Below are 18,134 nucleotides of genomic sequence, written 5' to 3'. Positions count from 1 at the left end.
CGCCGCCTGTGCATCCGTCTCCACTGGGTAGCAGAAGGGAGGCAGTGGGCGTTCCCGGCGCCAGTGAACCACTCTCTGTAGCTACGCAACGTGTTGGTAACGAAAGTTTTACACCCGAATGGGCTGGACATAGCGGACATTTCACCACGTTCGGGGTTATCTGGTGACCATGCGACTTCTTGCCGTGCTCAGACACGACGTGCCCGCATCGCTCGTGGTCTTCCTCGTAGCCGTCCCGCTCTCGCTCGGGATCGCGCTGGCCTCCGGTGCCCCGGTGGTGGCCGGGCTGATCGCCGCCGTCGTCGGCGGGATCGTCGCCGGCGCGCTCGGCGGCTCGGCCCTGCAGGTCAGCGGCCCGGCGGCCGGGCTGACCGTCGTCCTCGCGCAGACCATCGCCACCTTCGGCTGGGCGACCACCTGCGCGATCACCGTGGCCGCCGGCGCGCTCCAGGTCCTGCTGGGCCTGTCCCGCGTCGCCCGTGCCGCGCTGGCCATCTCGCCCGCGATCGTGCACGGGATGCTCGCCGGGATCGGCGTGACGATCGTGCTCGGCCAGCTGCACGTGATCCTCGGCGGGACCGCGCAGAGCTCCGCGATCAAGAACATCGCCGAGCTGCCGGGCCAGATCGTCGCCCACCACGACTCGGCGACGCTGATCGGGCTGCTCACCCTGGCGCTGCTGATCCTGTGGCCGCGGCTGCCGAAGATCGTCCAGCGCGTGCCCGGTCCGCTGGCCGCGATCGCCGTCGCGACGGCGGTGTCGGTGCTGGCCGGGATGACGCTGCCCCGGGTCGAGCTGCCCGGTGACGTGCTGAACATCCAGCTCGTCCCGCAGCTGCCGTCCGGCGGCTGGGGCGGTTTCGCGCTCGCGGTGGTCACCATCGCGGTGATCGCCAGCGTCGAAAGCCTGCTCTCGGCCGTGGCGGTGGACAAGCTGCACACCGGCAAACGAGCGAACCTCGACCGCGAGCTGATCGGCCAGGGCGCCGCCAACATGGTGTCCGGCGCGATCGGCGGGCTGCCGGTGACCGGCGTCATCGTGCGCAGTTCCACCAACGTCAACGCGGGGGCGAAAACCCGGGCTTCGGCGATCCTGCACGGCGTCTGGGTGCTGGTGTTCGTGGTCGCGCTGAGCGGCCTGATCCAGAGCATCCCGCTGGCCGCGCTCGCCGGGCTGCTGGTGCACGTCGGCGCGAAGCTGGTCAACCCCGGTCACGTCCGCCAGGTGCACACCCATGGCGATCTGTACGTCTACCTCGTGACACTGCTCGGCGTCGTGGCGCTCGACCTGCTCAAGGGCGTGCTCGCCGGGATCGCGCTGTCGCTGTTCCTGATGCTGCGCCGCACCATGTGGTCCGGCATCCACGTCGAACGCGACGGCGCTGATGACAACAACGAGGACTGGCGCGTCATGGTCGAAGGCGTACTGACGTTCCTGTCCGTGCCACGGCTGACCAAGGTGCTCGCCCAGGTCCCCGAGGGCGCCACGGTGAAACTGGAACTCGTCGTGGACTACCTCGACCACGCCGCGTTCGAGACGCTGTCGAACTGGCAGCAGGCCCACGAACGCGCGGGCGGCACGGTGACCGTCGACGAGGTCGGCCACCCGTGGTTCGCCAAGGGCAAGGAAGGCAGCCCGACACTCAGCCGCATCGCGGCCGCCCGCGCGGTGCCCCGCTGGCTCGCGCCGTGGTCGGAATGGCAGGCCACCGAGGTCCAGGTGCCCAACCAGCGCGGCGGGCCGACCCTGCGCGGCGCCAGCGAGTTCCACCGCCGCACGGCGCCGCTGCTGAAGGACACGCTGTCCGGGCTGGCCAACGGCCAGAAACCGCACACGCTGTTCATCACCTGCGGGGACGCGCGGATCGTGCCGAACCTGATCACCACGAGCGGGCCCGGCGACCTGTTCACCGTGCGCAACATCGGCAACCTGGTCCCGGCGGAACAGGCCGACTCCTCGATGAACGCGGCCGTGGAGTTCGCCGTCGGCGTGCTCGGGGTCCGCGAGATCGTGGTGTGCGGGCACTCCAGCTGCGGCGCGATGGGCGCGCTCGCCAACGGCGCGCCCAACGGGACACCGCTGCTGACCGACTGGCTCCGGCACGCCGAACCGAGCGCGCGGCGCACGGAGACGGTGACCATCGGCGGTACCCGCCCGGCGCGGGAACCCGATCGGCTGGCCCTGCACAACATCCTGCAGCAGCTGGAACACCTGCGGCACTACCCGCTGGTGGCCGACGCCGAATCACGCGGGGAGCTGACGCTGACCGGCATGTACTTCGACGTCGGCGCCGCGCAGGTGTCGCTGTGGGACGGCCGCACCGGCGATTTCGTGCCCGCCGGCGTGCGGGCACCGGTGAAAGCGCATCTGAACGGCAAGACCGCCGGATAACCCCGGAACGGGGGCTCTTCCCGCCACCCGGCGGGGAGAGCCCCCTCACACCCGAGGGGGCGCCGAGGCAGCGAAGTCACTAAGTTGTCAGCACGTGAGCATGCTGGTGATGACGGGGACCGGGACCGGCGTCGGCAAGACGATCACCACGGCGGCGATCGCGGCGCTGGCCGTCGCGGGCGGTCAGCGCGTGGCCGTGCTGAAGCCCGCCCAGACCGGGGTACTACCGGGGGAGCCCGGCGATCTCGACGACGTCGTGCGCCTCGCCGGTGACGTCGTCACCACCCGGGAGCTGCGGCGATATCCGGACCCGCTCTCCCCGGAGGCGGCCGCGCGGCGCAGCGGCATCCCGGCGGTCGACCCCGCCGAGGTCGCGCGCGCCGCGGGGGAACTCGACGACGAGCACGACCTGACCCTCATCGAGGGCGCGGGCGGGCTGCTGGTCCGGTTCGACGAACAGGGCAGCGGGCTCGCCGACGTCGCCTGGTCGCTGGGCGCGCTGGTGATCATCGTCGCCGAGGCGGGGCTGGGCACGCTCAACGCGACCGCGCTGACCGCGGAGGTCGCCACCCGGCGCGGCATCAACGTCGCCGGGGTCGTCGTCGGCTCGTGGCCCGCCGATCCCGATCTCGCCGCGTTGTCCAATCTCGAGGACCTGCCGACCGCGGCGGGCGCCCCGCTGCTGGGCGTGCTGCCCGCCGGGCTCGGCACGGTGAGCCGCGAAGAGTTCGTGACCCAGGCCCGTGCCGGGCTGTCGCCGTGGTTCGGCGGCGAATTCGACCCGGAGACGTTCGCCGGGCGGGCCTCGGCCCCGAAGTGACGGTGGCACCGATCATCCCGCGGCGCGGCGAGCTGACCACTCTGTGACTCCGGGCGTCGACCGGTTACGCTCGGTCGACAGCTGTGCAGGAGGGAGCCCCGGGTGGTTGAGTCTTCCGGCGGTGCCGCGCACCGGTCGTCGGCCGTCGCGGACCCGTGGTCGGTGCCGGTGCTGTGGCGGCCGCGGCGGGAACGGCCGAAGGTGGTCGTCAAGGCCGATCTGCTGCCCGCGGTGAGCGTGCTGTCCACGGCAGGGTTGCTCGGGATCCCGCTCGGCTGGCTGTGGTCGCGGATCGCGCCGCCGGAGCGGTTGCGGGTGGTCACCTCCGATGGGCAGCTCGTGCCGCTGGAGATGGAGAGCTGGCACCGTTTCGACGATCTCGCCATCTACGGTTTCCTCGCGCTCGGGATCGGCCTGCTGATCGGCGTGGTGACGTGGCTGCTGCGGGAACGGCGCGGCCCGGTCGTGCTCATCGCCGCGGTCGGTGGGGCGGCGCTGGCCGCGTGGCTCGGCATGCAGATGGGCGTCGCGTTCGGCAACGCGCGTTTCGAGGTCACAGCGGCGCCGGCGCTCGGTTCGGTGGTCGAGCAGGCGCCGAAACTGGAGTCGGGCTGGGTGGTGCTGGCGGCACCGCTGGCGACGGCGCTGGTGTATGCGTTGCTCACGGCGTGGAACGGGCGTGACGACCTGGGCCGGCGCCTCGGTTGAGCGTTTTGCCCTAGTCTGGGTCACCTCAGACTCAGAGGGGATCGCATGACCGACGACATCGAGGTTTCGCGGCACAACGCCGTCCGTTTTCCGGGGATCAGCCCCCGCGCCTACGAGCATCCGGTGGACCGGGGCGCGCTGGCCGCCCTGCGTGCCGTGCCCGGGTTCGCGCAGGTCGTCAAGGCCGTCGCCGGGTTCTACTCGGAACGTGGTGACCGGCTGATGGCGCTGGCCTCGGCGATCCGGGTCGGCACGAAGCAGTATCCGGAGATCGACCGGCTGCGGCACGAATGCGCCGAGACGCTCGACCTGGAAACGGTGCCGAACGTGTTCATCCAGCGCGACGCGCAGGCGAACGCGATGGCGATCGGGATGGACGAGCCGTTCATCGTGCTCACCACCGGGCTGGTCGAGCTGATGAACCCGGAGTCGCTGCGGTTCGCGATCGGCCACGAAATGGGGCACGTGCTGTCCGGGCACACGGTGTACCGGACGATCCTGGTGCGGCTCATCCAGATGCAGCTGTCGATGTCGTGGACGCCGGTGAGCGCGCTCGGGCTGCGGGCGGTCATCGCCGCGCTGCACGAATGGTTCCGCAAGGCCGAGCTTTCGTGCGACCGGGCCGGGCTGCTGTGCGGGCAGGACCCGACGGCGGCGCTGCGCGCGCAGATCCTGGTCGCGGGCGGGATCGACCCCGCGAAGATCGACATCCCGTCGTTCCTCCAGCAGGCCGCGGAGTACGAGTCGGTCGAGGACATCCGCGACAGTTTTCTCAAGCTGCGCAACGTCGAGACCCTGTCGCACCCGTTCGCCGTCGTGCGCGCGGCGCAGCTGCAGAAGTGGGCCGCGTCCGAGGAGTACCGCGCGATCCTGGCCGGGGACTACCTGCGCCGCGACGACGACGCCCCGGCGTCCAACTGGACCGACGATCTCAAGTCCGCGGCGAAGTCCTACCGCGACTCGTGGAGCGAGTCGAGCGACCCGCTGGTCAAGGCGTTCAGCGAGGTCGGCGAGGCGGTCTCGGGTGCCGCGGGCAAGGTCTGGAACAAGTTCGGCGGCGGGAACGGGAACGGCGGCTCGGACTCGGACTCCGGCTCCGGCTCGGCGAAGTAGTCCGGTCGCGAGTCCCACGTTCAGCCGCCCGAGTCCCACACTCGGGTTCCCGAGTTCCACGTTCGCGTGTGCCGTGAGCGGGGAACTCGCTGTCGCGAATGGGGAACTCACTGTCGTGAGTGTGGGACTCGCGCCGGTCAGTTGAGGTTGGCCGGGCGGCTCAGGTCGGTCAGTTCGCTCGGGGGGAGCGGGACGGCGCCGAGCGTGGCGAGAAAACCGGCCTCGCGGGTCAGCAGCCGGCACACGATCCGCAGCCGGCGCAGCGGGTGCGTCTCCTCCAGCAGGCGCTGGCGGTCGGCGAGCGGGAGCAGGCAGTCGGCGGCGAGCTGGTAGGCGAGTTCGGCGATGTCGGTGTCGGCGTCGGGGTGCTGCCAGTCGTCGGAGCGCCAGGCGGCCTCGCAGTACCGCTCGTGCGCCGCCCGCGCGACCTCGGCGAGGCGCGCCGCGGTGTCCGCGGCGGCCGGGGGAACGGGGTCGTCGGCGACCCAGTCGACCGAGCCGATGAGGTACGGCGCGGAGACGCAGTCGATCTCGCGGAGCCGGAACCGGCGCCGTCCGGTGGTCACCACGTCGAAACGTCCGTCCGGCAGCCGTTTGGCCTCGCGCAGGACGGTGCTGCACCCGACGTCGTAGAGGTGGTCCAGACCACGGACCTCGCGGACCACCGGAGTGCGCAGCGCGACGACGCCGAATTCGCGCCCGGGGACGGTGCCGCCGACCAGGTCCGCGGTCAGCTGTCTATAGCGCGGTTCGAAGATGTGCAGCGGCAGGTGCGTTCCGGGCAGCAGCACGGTCTGCAACGGGAACAACGGAAGTATCGTCGTCTCGCTGGTTTCCTGCTCCGGCTCGGCCACCCGTCCACGGTACGGGGCGAACGGGCGCCGCGCAGCACGGTCAGCGGCCCGACGGTGGGCGGAACACCGCGAACGGGTCGGTGATCTGCATCCCTTTGCCCGCGAAGGAGAACAGCGCGGCCGGGCGGCCGCCCGAACGGCCGGGCGGCGCGGTGTGTCCCGTCGGCTCCAGCAGGCCGCGCCGCGAAAGCACGCGCTGCAGGTTCGTGGCCGACACGCGGTAGCCCAGCGCGGCGGAGTAGAGCCCGCGCAGCGCGGACACCGTGAACTCCTCGGGTGCCAGCGCGAAGCCGAGGTTGGTGTAGCAGAGCTTCGAGCGCAGCCGGTCCCGGGCGCGCAGCACGATCGACTCGTGGTCGAACGCCGTCCGGGGCAGCTCGGCGACGTCGTGCCACGCGGTGTCCTCGGGGATCTCGGGGTCGACGTCGGAGGGGACGAGGCCGAGGAACGCGGTGGCCACGACGCGCGGGCCGGGAACGCGGTCCGGCGCGCTGAACACCGCCAGCTGCTCGACGTGTTTGAGCTGGCGCACGTCGACCTTCTCCGCGAGCTGGCGCCGGATGGACGTTTCGACGTCCTCGTCGGGGCGCAGCCGTCCGCCGGGCAGGGACCAGCGGCCGAGGTGGGGATCGAGCGCGCGCTGCCACAGCAGCACCCGGAGTGTGTCCGAGCGCACTTGAAGTACTGCCCCCAAAACCTCGTGGGCCAGCGGGGCGCGGGTGTTAAGATGACTTCGCACGGTTTTCGATTATAAGGCGAAAACCGAGAACGGGTCCAGGAGGGCCAGGTATGACCATCACGATGGAAACCGATCTCACGCCCTACGGCGGGGTCGAGGCGAACGCGGACTGGGCGGACGAGGTACGGGCACTCGCCCGCAAACGGGACGCCGTGCTGCTGGCGCACAACTACCAGGTGCCGGAGATCCAGGACATCGCCGACCACACCGGCGATTCGCTCGCGCTCAGCCGGATCGCGGCGAGCAGCGACGCGTCCACGATCGTCTTCTGCGGCGTGCACTTCATGGCCGAGACCGCGAAGATTCTCGCACCGGAGAAGACCGTCCTGATCCCGGACGCGCGGGCCGGCTGTTCCCTCGCCGACTCCATCACCGGCGACGAGCTACGGGCATGGAAGGCCGAACACCCCGGTGCGGTCGTCGTGTCCTATGTGAACACCACCGCCGAGGTCAAGGCGGAGACCGACATCTGCTGCACCTCCTCGAACGCCGTCGACGTCGTCGCTTCGATCCCCGCGGACCAGGAAGTTCTCTTTCTGCCGGACCAGTTCCTCGGCGCGCACGTCAAGCGCGTGACCGGCAGGGAGAACCTGCACGTCTGGGCGGGGGAGTGCCACGTGCACGCCGGGATCAACGGCGCCGAGCTCGCCGCGCGCGCGTCGGAGAACCCGGACGCGGACCTGTTCATCCACCCCGAATGCGGCTGCGCGACCTCGGCGCTGTACCTCGCGGGCGAGGGCGCGGTGGAGCCGGAGCGGGTGAAGATCCTGTCCACCGGGGACATGGTGCACGCCGCGCGGGACACGCGCGCGAAGTCGGTGCTGGTGGCCACCGAGATAGGCATGATCCACCAGCTGCGCAAGGCCGCGCCGGAGATCGACTTCCGCGCGGTCAACGACCGGGCCTCCTGCCGGTACATGAAGATGATCACCCCGGCGGCCCTGCTGCGCTCGCTGCGCGAAGGTGCCGACGAGGTCCACGTCGACCCCGAAACCGCGGCGAAGGCGCGGGCTTCGGTGCGGCGGATGATCGAGATCGGGCAGCCCGGCGGCGGCGAATGACCACCCCGGTTAGTGACTTCCAGGCGAAAACTCCCGTCTGGGAGGCGCGCGCGGATCTGGTCGTGATCGGCAGCGGGGTCGCGGGGCTGACCGCCGCGCTGCGGGCGCAGGAGCTCGGCCTGCACGCCCTGGTGGTCACCAAGGCGGCGGTCGCCGACGGCAACACCCGCTGGGCGCAGGGCGGCATCGCGGTCGTGCTCGAGAGGGAACACGAACTCGGCGACTCGGTGGGCAAACACGCCGAGGACACCTTTGTCGCGGGTGCGGGACTCTGTGACGAGGACGCCGCGCGTTCGATACTGGACGGCGGCCCGGCGGCGGTGGCCTGGCTGCGCGCGGCCGGTGCCCGCTTCGACGTCGCGGCGGGCGGCGGCCCGGCGCTGGCCAGGGAAGGCGGGCACAGCGCGTTCCGGGTGATCCACGCCGGTGGCGACGCGACCGGTGCCGAGGTCGAACGGGCCCTGGTCGCCAAGGCCGGGGGCCAGGGGGTTCCCGTGCTGGAGCACCACATCGCCGTCGACGCGCTGCGCACGCCCGCCGGTGACGTCGCGGGGGTGGCCGTCCTCGACCGGAACGGCGTGCCCGGGGTAGTGCGTGCGCCCGCGGTGCTGCTCGCGACGGGCGGGGCCGGCCAGCTGTACCAGGCGACGTCGAATCCGGAGATCGCCACCGGCGACGGGCTCGCGCTCGCGTTGCGGGCCGGTGCCGCGGTGGCGGACATCGAGTTCGTCCAGTTCCACCCGACGGTGCTGTACTCTCCGGGCGCGCGGGGCCGCTGCCCGCTGGTCACCGAGGCGGTGCGCGGCGAGGGGGCGACGCTGCTGGACGCGGCGGGGGCGCCGGTGATGCGCGGGGTCCACCCGCTCGGCGACCTCGCGCCGCGCGATGTGGTGTCGGCGGCGGTCACACGGCGGATGGCACAGGCGCCCGGCGGCGTCGACGATCACGTTTTCCTCGACGCCACCAGCATTTCCGGCTTCGCCAAGCGGTTCCCCACCGTGCACGCGGCCTGCGCGGCGCTCGGTGTCGATCCGGCCGTCGACGCCATCCCGGTCACCCCGGCCGCGCATTTTTCCTGTGGCGGCGTGGTGACCACCGCGGACGGACGGTCCGGGGTGCGCGGGCTCTACGCGGCCGGCGAGGTGGCCCGCACCGGGCTGCACGGCGCGAACCGGCTGGCGTCCAACAGTTTGCTGGAGGGCCTGGTCGTCGGCCGGCGGGTCGCCGAGGCGGTGTCCGCCGACCTGGCCGCCGGGCTGCTCGCCGATCCGGCACGCGGGCGGCTGCCGGAACGCGGGACGGCTGTGACCGCCGATCGCGACGCGCTGCAGCGGGTCATGAGCCGGTACGCCGCGATCGGGCGGGACGCCGACGGCCTCGCGGCGGCGGGTTCGGTGCTCGATCTGTCCCATCACGACAGTCCGTTGTGGACACAGAAGGCGGTGGAGGACGCCGCGCTCACCGTGGTGGCGCAGGCGTTGCTCGCGGCGGCCGCGCGGCGCACCGAATCGCGGGGCAGTCACGTGCGCACGGACTTCCCCGATCGTGGCGGTCTGGACTGGCGGCGGAGCCAGTACGTCCGGCTCAGCCCGTCCGGGCAGCCGGTGCTGGCCGAGGAGATTCGCATGGAGGGTGTGGCATGACAGAGGTTTTCCCAGAGCTGTTCCCGTTTTCGCCCGATGTCGAGCTGGCGCTGGTGAAGTACGGGCTGGACATCGCCGACGTCCGGCGCGTGATCACCACGGCGCTGGCCGAGGACCTGCGGTACGGCGGTGACGCGACCACCGCCGCCACCGTGCCCGCGGGCACCCGTGCGCTGGCCGAGCTGACGCCCCGCGTTCCCGGTGTCGTCGCCGGGATTCCCGTGGCGCTGGCCGTTTTCGACGCCGTGCTGGGCACGGACTACGAGGTGCTGGGCGCTCGCGACGACGGCGAGCGGCTGGTCGCCGGCGAGCCCGCGCTGGTGCTGAGCGGTCCGGTGCGCGGGCTGCTGACCGCCGAGCGGACGGCGCTGAATCTGCTGTGCCATCTCTCCGGCATCGCCACCGCCACCGCGGCCTGGGTGTCCGAAGTGGACGGTACAGGCTGCGCGATCCGGGACTCCCGCAAGACGTTGCCGGGACTGCGGTTGCTGCAGAAGTACGCGGTGCGCTGCGGCGGCGGGGTCAACTACCGGCTCGGGCTCGGCGACGCGGTGCTGATCAAGGACAATCACGTCGTGGCGGCCGGTTCGGTGACCGCGGCGCTCGAGGCCGTGCGGGAGCACGCGCCGGAACTGCCGTGCGAGGTCGAGGTCGACGATCTGGCGCAGCTGGAGGAGGCACTGCTCTTCGGCGCCGACGAGATCCTGCTGGACAACTTCTCGCCGGAGCAGTGCGCGCGGGCGGTCGAGCGGCGGGACGAGGTCTCCCCGAAAACGCGGCTGGATTCGTCCGGCGGGCTGACCCTGGACCGGGCCAGGGCCTACGCGCAGTCCGGGGTGGACTACCTGTCGGTGGGCGGGCTGACGCACTCCGCCGCCACGCTGGACCTGGGCATGGACCTGCACTGACGGCCTCGCGAGGCCGCGACGGTGGAATTGCCGTCGTTCCCGTGGGGTGCCCCGGCCTAACTTGGGGGAGTGCGGAGACGGCTCGATGGCGTGGTGGCGGTCGCCGGTCTGCTCGCGCTGGGACTTCCCGCGACAGCCTCGGCCGCGCCGCCCGCGCAAGGGCAGTGCGCGACGCCGCTCGGCACGTACACCGGGGCCGTCCCGTGGGGGCAGCGGCTGATCGACCCGGCGCGGATCTGGCCGCTCACCCGGGGCGAGAAGCAGGTGGTCGCCGTGGTCGGCACCGGGGTCGACGGGCAGAACCCGCAGCTGCGCGGACAGCTCACCGGCGGCGGCGACGCGGCGTCGGACTGCGACGGGCGCGGCACGATCGCGGCCGGAATCGTGGCGGCGCAACCGGATCCGTCGACGACGTTCGCCGGGATCGCGCCGGCGGCGCGGATCCTCCCGATCCGGTACACCACCGGCGGCGGCAGCACCGAAGGCGGGGATCCGAAGGCACTCGCGTCCGCGATCGATCAGGCCGCGCAGAAGGGCGCGGGGGTGATCCTCGTCGCCGTACCGTCCACTTCGGACAGCCCGGAGCTGGCGGCGGCCGTCGATCGGGCGCGGGGTAAGGGCGCCGTGGTCGTTTCGCCCGCGGCCGCGACCCAGCAGGGCGGGCGCACCTACCCGACGGCGACGCCGGGGACGCTCGCGGTCGGCTCGGTCAACGTCGCGGGCGAGCCGGCGCAGACCGAAGCCGGGGACTACCTCGGCATCGCGGCCCCCGGCGCGGACCTGGTGAGCACTTCGGCGGGCGCCGGGGGCGGACATCGCTGGGGCATCACGAATCCGGGCCTCGCGGCGGCGTACGTCGCCGGGGTCGCCGCGCTCGTGCGGGCGTACCAGCCCGACCTCACCGGCGACCAGGTGGTCACCCGGCTCCTGCTGACCGCGCACCGGCCGTCCTCCGGCGGTCGTGACCCACGCCGGGGCTGGGGCGTCGTCGACGCCTACGCCGCGGTGTCCTCCGCACTACCCGCCGACGTCACGGGCCCTGGTGTGGCAGGAAAACCGGCGTCGCTCCCTGCCGTCATCCCCGCCGCTTCGGACGCCCGCCCCCGCGCCGACCGCGTCGCGGGCGTGCTCGCGCTGGCCGGGGTCGGCGCCGCCGTCACCGCCGGTTTCGCCGTCGCCGCGTTCCGCCGGGGCCGCCGCCGCTCCTGGCGCCCCTCCCGCTTCACTCCATCACGCGAGATCTCCTCCTGATCACGCGAGACCTCCCCTCGATCACGCGAGACCTGCGAACCCTCCCCGGGGCGAAAATGGAGGAGTCACGTGATCAGAGGCGGAACTCGCGTGATTGGGGGCGGAACTCGCGTGATTGGACGGAGATCTCGCGTGATTCAGGGGGTGACGCAGCGGGTGGAGCCGACGATGGCGACACCGGCGCCGGAGCGGGCGACGTGCACGGTGAAATCGGCGCCGGCGCGGCTGCAGCGGGCGACGAGGTCCAGCGCGGTGCTGCGGTCGCGGACCTGCCAGCCGTCGCGTTCCAGGGTGGGGACGACGAGCTCGACGAGGCGGCGTTCGGCGTTGACCGGCCGCTCCAGCCGGACGCCGTACTGCCAGCAGGTCAGGACGCCGGGCCGGGCCGGATCGCAGTCGAGTTCGCCCGCGACGGTTCGCAGCGCGCCCTCGCCGAACGTCGCGGCGACCCGGTCGATGACCGCGGTCAGTTCCTGGGCCAGCCGGTCGAGATCGGTGCTCTCGGTGATCACGGGACCATCCTCACCATGTTCAGGCCTTCGAGGCTGCCTTCCGGGGTGACCGTTCCGCCGGTGATCACGTCGTAGATGTTGCTCCACGAGTCCGATCCCGGCTTGAGGACGTCGTTGTGCGCGGACACGCCCCACAGCAGCTCGCCGTTCGCGCCCCTGCCGGTTTCCAGGTCGGTGACGCCGGGGAAGGTGTCCGGATCGGCGCCGTGCCCGATGTCCGAGCCCAGCCATTCCGCCACGCGGGCGTTGCCCTGCGCGACGACGATCGGGTCGAGCGGCGCTGTCATCGAGTACCGCTGGACCCCGGCCTGGCTCGGCGGGAGGTCCGAAGGATCCCAGATCCCGTGCCCCATCCCGGCCGATTCGACGTGCAGCACGCGGTCGACGTCGAGACCGAGCTTCTCGGCGAGCCCGACGGTGGCGCCGCCGTAGCTGTGCCCGATCGCGGTCACCATGACGTCGCGGCCGGCATGGCTCGCGATCTGGCCGCGCAGTTCGTCGGTGAACGTCTTGAGATCCGGAGCCTGCGTCCGCGCGTAACCGGAGTCCGGGGCCTGCGCGGCGACGCCCTGTGGGAAAACACCGTCGGCCCAGACGACCATCGCGGTCCGCCCGGCCGGGTCCGCGGCCACCAGGCTCCTGCCGAGCCCGGCGTAGCCGTCGAAGTTGTCGAGCCGGGTGTTGGTACCGGGGACGAACAGGCCGACGCTGCGCGTGCCGGGTTCGAGATGGCCGATCAGCTCGGCGATCCGGCCGTCGCCCGCGGGATCGAACCGCAGAATCTGCCGGTTGTGCGTGAGAATGTCCTCGTACAGCGCGATCCTGCGTTGCGCGCGCTCGACGTCGGCCGGGTCGCCGCCGTGGGCGAGGAGCTGGGCGAGATGGTCGCGCTCGCCGGTGAGCGCGTCGGCGATTTTCGCCCGGTTGCGGGTGATCTCGCCCGCCCAGGCGCCGGTGTCCGCCGCGCCGCCGACCCCGGCCGGGTTGCCCGCGGCGGGCAGTGGGTCCTCCGGGAGCAGCGCGCGGTACATCGCCGCGACCCGCGCGTCGAGGCGGCGATAACCTGCGGCGCTCGCGGTGAGTCCTGATTGGACAGTGTGAAGCCGTTCGACGTGCTTGCCGAGACGCTCGGCCAGTTCCGTCATCGTCTTCGCGAAAGTAGCCGCCGCGGCGGCGGATCCGGCCAGTTCGCCGAAGGCCGCCGCCGGGAGCTTTTCACCGGCCACTGTGGACTGTGTGGTGGCGAGCGTCCCGGCGTGTCCGCCGAGTTCGCCCGCCACCTGATCGAGCCGGGCCGGGGCGACCCGGTAACCTCCGGCGGTGGCTGCAGAAGTCACCGAGCGCGTCCCTTTCCCTGCGGTCAGCGGGTTTCCGGTTCCTCACCGATCACCGAAGGGGCGACCGGGGACGACTGCCCCCAGACGTTCTCGGTCTCGACGAGCCAGGCCGGGATCCGTTTGCCCGAACCGAGATCACCGCCCGCGCCCATGCCCATCGGCATCATGGGCATCATCGGCATGGCGCCCTTCGCCGCGGCGGCGCCCGCGGCACCCGCCGCGCCACCCGCGAGCCCGGACAGCGCGTTGCCCGCACCGCCGTCACCCGCCAGTCCGGAATGGGCCGCGGGGACCTCGCCGGGGCCGGTGACCCCGCCGCCGCCACCGCCGATCGGCGGGACGCTCCCGCCCCCGATCGGGATGCCGCCACCGGAACCTCCGGTCGCGCCCGGCGCCGCCGCGCCTCCGCCGCCGAGCTTGGTGCCCGGTTTCTCTTCCTTGTTCTCCTCGTTCTTCTTGCCGCTCGCCCACGCGGGGATCCGCGGCATGATCGACCCGAACCGGCCGAACGCGGCGGCCGAGGCCGCGGCGAGCCCGGCGGTGAACATGTCGCCGAAGAGCGGGTTGCCCCCGGTGTGGGCGGGGCCCGTGCCCGGCGGCGTCGGGGTGCCGCCGGGCAGCGGGTGTCCGGTGCCGGGCGTGACGACGGGCGGCGGCGCGCTGCCGGTGACCCCGTTGCCGGCAGCCCCGCTGCCCCCGGTGCTCCCGCCGCCGGTGGGCGGCTTCGGGACAGGGGCCGCGTTCGGCGAGACCGGGATGGCCTCTTCCGCGGCGGTGTACTCCCCGGCGAGCTGGGTCATCACGACGATCGCTTTGCCGTGCGCGTCGCCCGCGGCATTGGCCGCCGTCTGCTGCGCCTCGACGTTCTTGATCGCCTGCTGGCGTTGTTGCGCGGCCGCCTGGACCACGGCGGGCGAGGCGTCCGGCGGCAGCAGGGGCGGGTTGACGGCGAGCGCGACGTCGGTGGGGGCGACGTCGGGGACCGCGACCGGCGGCGGCATCTGCTTCTTCGCCTTCACGAGCGCGTCGGCCGCGTCCTCGAGCAGGTGGTTCATGCCCTGCGCGGTCTGCGCGACCTTGCGGATCCCGCCGACGAGGTCGGTGATCATCCGGTGGTACTGGTCGGCGGCGCCTCCTGCCCAGCTGTCGGAGAAGTCGGCCAGTTCCGCGGACAGGTTTTCGGCCTGGTCGTGCAGCCCGCGCGCGGTCGAGGCCCATTTGTCCGCCGCGGCGCGCGCACTGTTCGGGTCACCCGCCTGCAACATCGCGTACAGCTGCTGATGGGTGTACGCGGCGAAGTTCGTGTGTGCGGTGGTCATCCCTTGATTCCCCCTGCGTTCGACGTCCCGCCCGTGCCGCCGAGACCGAGCGCGGACAGCAGCGGATCGAGCAGGCCGGTCGCCTGGCCGGAAGTGTGCAGATCGCCCGCGACCGATTCGTCGGCCGCCTGGTAGCCGTCGGCGACGGTGTTCGTCACGTCCTGGGCGAAGGTGATGGCGCCGCGGACCTGGTCGAGGAGGCCCTGCATCTCGGCGACCGCCGCGTGATGGGCGTCGGCCAGCGAACCGGCTTCGCCGAATTCGCCGAACAGCAGGGGGTGGTCGCCGAGGGTGAGCAGGAAGTCGTTCGGCTTCGCCATCGCGTGGATCTGGGTCTCCAGCTCACGCACGAAGTCCTTCAGCGATTCCAGATGAACGTAGTACGACTGGTCGTGCATCGGTCCCGACTCTCTCGTGGTCAGCTGAGGCGGAAAAGCCGGTTGGCCGATGCGAGCTGGGGTTCCTCGCACCGGCCAACCGACGGCGGGGGATCAGCCTGCGAACAGGCCCTGGTTGCGGTTCTCCAGCTGGTGCTGGAGGTCGTGCGCGTCGCCCACCTTGGTGCCGAACTGCGCGATGATCGCGACGATGTCGGCGGTGGCCTGGCGCAGCCGGGTCTCGGCCTGGCGGGCGGCCTCACCGGCGGAGCTGCCGGAGGCGTACCAGGTGGCGGTGATCGGCTGGAGGTTCTGGTGCAGCTGCTCCAGCTGCGAGGTCAGCGCCTTGGCCTTGGCGGCCAGCGACGCCGAACTGTGCTGCAGCGCGGCGAAATTGATTTCGACGACATCGGCCATCGGAAGTGTCCTCTCCGGAACGGATCAGAGGTTGAGACGGGGGACGACGCTGCCTTCGAGCGTGCTTCCGACCCCGTGGAAGCTGGAGCTGGTGTCCGCGTCGCCGCGGTTGTAGTTCGCGTGGCTGGAGTGGACCAGCTGCGACATGGTGTCGAGCTCGCGGACCGCGGCGCCCATCTTCTCCTGCAGGCGGCGCTGCAGGTCCCAGAACGCGAGGGCCTGGTCACCCTTGTAGTTGCGCAGCGTCTCGGTCAGCTCGGACTCCAAGCTGGCCATGGTGGTCTTGGCGTTCGACGCGGTCTCCTCGAAGCCCTGGACGGCGCGCGTCATCGCGGCGGAATCGGACTGGAATCCCGGACTGGACATCGACGGGCCACCTCCTCTCGTTCGCGGGGGAAATCCCGGGTGGAACGGCTCACTTTCCGAGCCGCTCATGGTGAATGTCACGCTAGAAAAGGAGAGGGGATGGTCAAACGGCACAACTGCCGGTCGCGCTGACGGCACTATTACCCACAGGCCTCCGGTGGGGTTGTCCTCACCTGGTGACGGGGGCTCGCACCAGTGTCACACAGAACTCGTCGCGGCACGCTCGATGCCATGTCGGACAACGGAATCAGCTTACGCTCGCTGCATCGCCCGCTGGTGGTGCTGACCGGTGCGATGGCGGTGCTCTGCGCGGTGTCGCTCCTCGGCCTGCTCGTCGACGACCGCGTGATCGTCAACGCGCCGATCTGGCTCAAACCCTTCAAATTCACCGTCGCGATCGGGTCCTACGCGATCACGCTGGCGCTGCTGCTGTCCCAGGTGCGGCGCGGCCGCCGGATCGGCTGGTGGCTCGGCACGGTGTTCGCCGTCGCGATCGGGCTCGACATGGCGCTGCTGGTGTTCCAGATGATCTTCCGCGACCAGCAGCTGCACTTCAACAGGGCCACGCCCACCGATTCCGCGATCAACAACGTCGTCGCGGGCGGCGCCTACCTCTCCTGGCTGGCGATCGCCGCGGTCGTGGTGCTGCTGCTGTTCCAGCGCATGCCGGACCGCGCGCTGAGCTCCGCGCTGCGCTGGGGCACCGGGCTGTCGCTGGCCGGGATGGCCGCCGCGATGTTCATGTTCACCGCGACGCCCGAACAGCAGGCGGTGTTCCGCACGGGCGGGAGCCCCTCGACGTTCGGAGCGCACACGGTGGGCGCGCCCGACGGCGGGCCGGGGCTGCCGATCACCGGCTGGAGCACCGTCGGCGGGGATCTGCGGATCCCGCATTTCGTCGGGATCCACGCCATGCAGGCGCTGCCGCTGATCGCGCTCGGCCTCGTGCTGCTGGCGCGGCGGTATCCGGTGCTGCGGGCCGAGGGGGTGCGACGGCGGCTGGTGTGGACCGCGGCGTTCGGGTACGCGGGGATGTTCGTGATCCTCACCTGGCAGGCGCTGCGGGGACAGTCGGTCGCGCACCCCGATTTCTGGACGCTGCTGGCCGCCGCGGGCGTGCTGGCGGTGATCGTCGCCGCGACGGCGTTGTCGGTGCGGTCGCGGCCGGTATTCCGCTCGGAGACTGTCGTGGGGGTCGGCTAGTCTTCCCCTCGGAAAGAGGGGGTATCACTCGATGCGCACCAACCTGAACACGTCCGTCCTCGGCAGATCCGGCCTGCTCGCTCTCACTGTGGCGCTGCTCACCGGTGTCACGGCCTGTACGTCGGGCGGCTCGTCCGGCACCGGCACCGGCACCGAGGCCGCGTCCGCGGCGGCCAAGCCCGAGGTCTTCGGCCCGGCCGGGTACCGCGGTCTGGCACCGGGCATGGCGAAGGAGGCGGCGCTGGCCGCCGGCAAGCTCGCCCCGGCTCCGACGTCCACTTTGGACGGCTGCGCCGACTTCAGCTACACCGGCGGGCCCGCGCCCGATCCGGCGAGGATCGCGGCCGAGGAAGCGGCGGAGAAGAAGTCCAAGGAACTGAACAAGAAGGCCGACGAGGCCGCCGGAGCCGGGGGTTCCGACGGGGACACCTCGGCTGCCGGGAGCGCGCGGTCGGCGGCGAAGTCGGCCGAGGTCGCCCGGCTGATGGCCGATTCGGCGCTCGCGATCGCGGAGCTGGCGGAGAAGCGTGAAGCGCGGGACAAGGCCTTCGCCGCCTCCGGTGGCGCGTCGTTCGGCAAGGACGGGCTGCGGGAACTCGGGGCGCCGCCGGACGCGAAGACCGCCGAGGGCATCGGCGCCGGGTCCTCTGTGGACGAACTGAAGAAGGCGTACGACGCGCGCGGCCTGAAGGTGGGCGAGAACAAGCGGTACCAGCTGCCGATCGACGGGAAACCGGGCTGGCGCTACGAGTTCGTCACCTCCCCGGAGGGAAAAGTGACCGCGGTTTCGATCATCAGCGCGGCGAAGTGCGCCTGAGCGTGGATGGCTCACTTCGGCCCTTTCCGTCCTGAGTGGACTGTATGGCCGGTGGAACCGAGGGACGCCCTGGGTGCATCTACCGCACCGAGGGACGCCCCTGGTGCATCCAACGCACCCAGGGACGCCCTTGTCGCAACCGGCCCCCGCCTCACCCGGCGTGCGTGCCGGTGGATCCCAGGCAGTGCGCGTCGTTCGGGGCGGGGTGAAGCGCGGAAGGGGGGGGGGGGGCGGGGGGGCGGGCGGGGGGGGGGTCGGGGGGGGGGGCGCGCGGGCGCGGGGGGGGTGGGGCGCGCC

At 71.9% G+C, this 18,134-nt stretch carries 18 protein-coding genes; 10 read left to right on the top strand and 8 right to left on the bottom strand.

Going from position 1 to position 18,134, the window contains the following annotated elements; genetic code table 11:
* Positions 1-169: 169 nt before the first annotated feature.
* From ACFWY9_RS21370 to ACFWY9_RS21355, 4 genes are all read left to right on the top strand, one after another.
* The gene (locus ACFWY9_RS21370; protein ID WP_378339718.1) at positions 170-2,392 is read left to right on the top strand and encodes a SulP family inorganic anion transporter; all 2,223 of its coding nucleotides are present in this window, start codon (positions 170-172) and stop codon (positions 2,390-2,392) included.
* A gap of 100 nt (positions 2,393-2,492) precedes the next feature.
* Positions 2,493-3,212 (top strand): dethiobiotin synthase, encoded by a 720-nt coding sequence (gene bioD / locus ACFWY9_RS21365; RefSeq protein WP_378330818.1) that lies wholly within the window; start codon positions 2,493-2,495, stop codon positions 3,210-3,212.
* Positions 3,213-3,314: 102 nt separating this feature from the next.
* Positions 3,315-3,920, top strand: a complete 606-nt coding sequence (locus tag ACFWY9_RS21360) for a DUF2567 domain-containing protein (RefSeq protein WP_378330794.1) — start codon at positions 3,315-3,317, stop codon at positions 3,918-3,920.
* 45 nt (positions 3,921-3,965) lie between these two features.
* On the top strand, positions 3,966-5,033 hold the full coding sequence (locus tag ACFWY9_RS21355) for a M48 family metallopeptidase (protein ID WP_378339703.1): 1,068 nt from the start codon (positions 3,966-3,968) through the stop codon (positions 5,031-5,033).
* Between the two features lie 137 nt (positions 5,034-5,170).
* Here ACFWY9_RS21355 and ACFWY9_RS21350 read toward each other — a convergent pair whose 3' ends face one another.
* On the bottom strand, positions 5,171-5,887 hold the full coding sequence (locus ACFWY9_RS21350; protein ID WP_378330796.1) for an LON peptidase substrate-binding domain-containing protein: 717 nt from the start codon (positions 5,885-5,887) through the stop codon (positions 5,171-5,173).
* 40 nt (positions 5,888-5,927) lie between these two features.
* On the bottom strand, positions 5,928-6,563 hold the full coding sequence (locus ACFWY9_RS21345; protein WP_378330819.1) for an NUDIX domain-containing protein: 636 nt from the start codon (positions 6,561-6,563) through the stop codon (positions 5,928-5,930).
* Positions 6,564-6,676: 113 nt separating this feature from the next.
* On the opposite strand from ACFWY9_RS21345, the gene nadA reads away from it, so the two are divergent.
* From nadA to ACFWY9_RS21325, 4 genes are all read left to right on the top strand, one after another.
* Positions 6,677-7,687, top strand: coding sequence for a quinolinate synthase NadA (gene nadA / locus ACFWY9_RS21340; protein WP_378330797.1), 1,011 nt, complete (start codon positions 6,677-6,679; stop codon positions 7,685-7,687).
* Positions 7,684-9,330 carry an L-aspartate oxidase gene (locus tag ACFWY9_RS21335; protein WP_378339701.1) on the top strand — a complete coding sequence of 549 codons (1,647 nt, stop codon included), beginning with the start codon at positions 7,684-7,686 and terminating at the stop codon, positions 9,328-9,330. The genes nadA and ACFWY9_RS21335 overlap by 4 nt, the downstream gene beginning before the upstream one ends.
* On the top strand, positions 9,327-10,238 hold the full coding sequence (gene nadC, locus ACFWY9_RS21330) for a carboxylating nicotinate-nucleotide diphosphorylase (RefSeq protein WP_378339699.1): 912 nt from the start codon (positions 9,327-9,329) through the stop codon (positions 10,236-10,238). Before ACFWY9_RS21335 ends, nadC begins: the two co-directional genes overlap by 4 nt.
* A gap of 69 nt (positions 10,239-10,307) precedes the next feature.
* Entirely contained in the window at positions 10,308-11,489 is a 1,182-nt protein-coding gene (locus tag ACFWY9_RS21325; protein WP_378339697.1) for a S8 family serine peptidase, read from the top strand.
* Positions 11,490-11,626: 137 nt separating this feature from the next.
* On the opposite strand, the gene ACFWY9_RS21320 is transcribed toward ACFWY9_RS21325, so the two are convergent.
* From ACFWY9_RS21320 to ACFWY9_RS21295, 6 genes are all read right to left on the bottom strand, one after another.
* Positions 11,627-12,001 (bottom strand): hypothetical protein, encoded by a 375-nt coding sequence (locus tag ACFWY9_RS21320; RefSeq protein WP_378330801.1) that lies wholly within the window; start codon positions 11,999-12,001, stop codon positions 11,627-11,629.
* The gene (locus ACFWY9_RS21315; RefSeq protein ID WP_378330802.1) at positions 11,998-13,338 is read right to left on the bottom strand and encodes an alpha/beta hydrolase; all 1,341 of its coding nucleotides are present in this window, start codon (positions 13,336-13,338) and stop codon (positions 11,998-12,000) included. Before ACFWY9_RS21315 ends, ACFWY9_RS21320 begins: the two co-directional genes overlap by 4 nt.
* 23 nt (positions 13,339-13,361) lie before the next feature.
* The gene (locus ACFWY9_RS21310; protein WP_378339696.1) at positions 13,362-14,657 is read right to left on the bottom strand and encodes a WXG100 family type VII secretion target; all 1,296 of its coding nucleotides are present in this window, start codon (positions 14,655-14,657) and stop codon (positions 13,362-13,364) included.
* Entirely contained in the window at positions 14,654-15,055 is a 402-nt protein-coding gene (locus tag ACFWY9_RS21305) for a hypothetical protein (protein ID WP_378330804.1), read from the bottom strand. Before ACFWY9_RS21305 ends, ACFWY9_RS21310 begins: the two co-directional genes overlap by 4 nt.
* 93 nt (positions 15,056-15,148) lie before the next feature.
* Positions 15,149-15,451, bottom strand: coding sequence for a hypothetical protein (locus tag ACFWY9_RS21300; protein WP_378330805.1), 303 nt, complete (start codon positions 15,449-15,451; stop codon positions 15,149-15,151).
* A gap of 24 nt (positions 15,452-15,475) precedes the next feature.
* A complete protein-coding gene (locus ACFWY9_RS21295) occupies positions 15,476-15,817 on the bottom strand; it encodes a WXG100 family type VII secretion target (protein ID WP_378330806.1) in 342 nt (113 codons plus the stop codon).
* Positions 15,818-16,048: 231 nt separating this feature from the next.
* On the opposite strand from ACFWY9_RS21295, the gene ACFWY9_RS21290 reads away from it, so the two are divergent.
* Positions 16,049-17,020, top strand: coding sequence for a hypothetical protein (locus tag ACFWY9_RS21290; RefSeq protein WP_378339694.1), 972 nt, complete (start codon positions 16,049-16,051; stop codon positions 17,018-17,020).
* Between the two features lie 31 nt (positions 17,021-17,051).
* A complete protein-coding gene (locus ACFWY9_RS21285; protein ID WP_378339693.1) occupies positions 17,052-17,837 on the top strand; it encodes a hypothetical protein in 786 nt (261 codons plus the stop codon).
* The last annotated feature ends 297 nt before the right edge of the window (positions 17,838-18,134 follow it).

It is taken from the genome of Amycolatopsis sp. NPDC059027 (assembly GCF_042739735.1).
Lineage (GTDB): Bacteria > Actinomycetota > Actinomycetes > Mycobacteriales > Pseudonocardiaceae > Amycolatopsis.
This window is presented reverse-complemented; position numbering and strand designations above follow the sequence as displayed.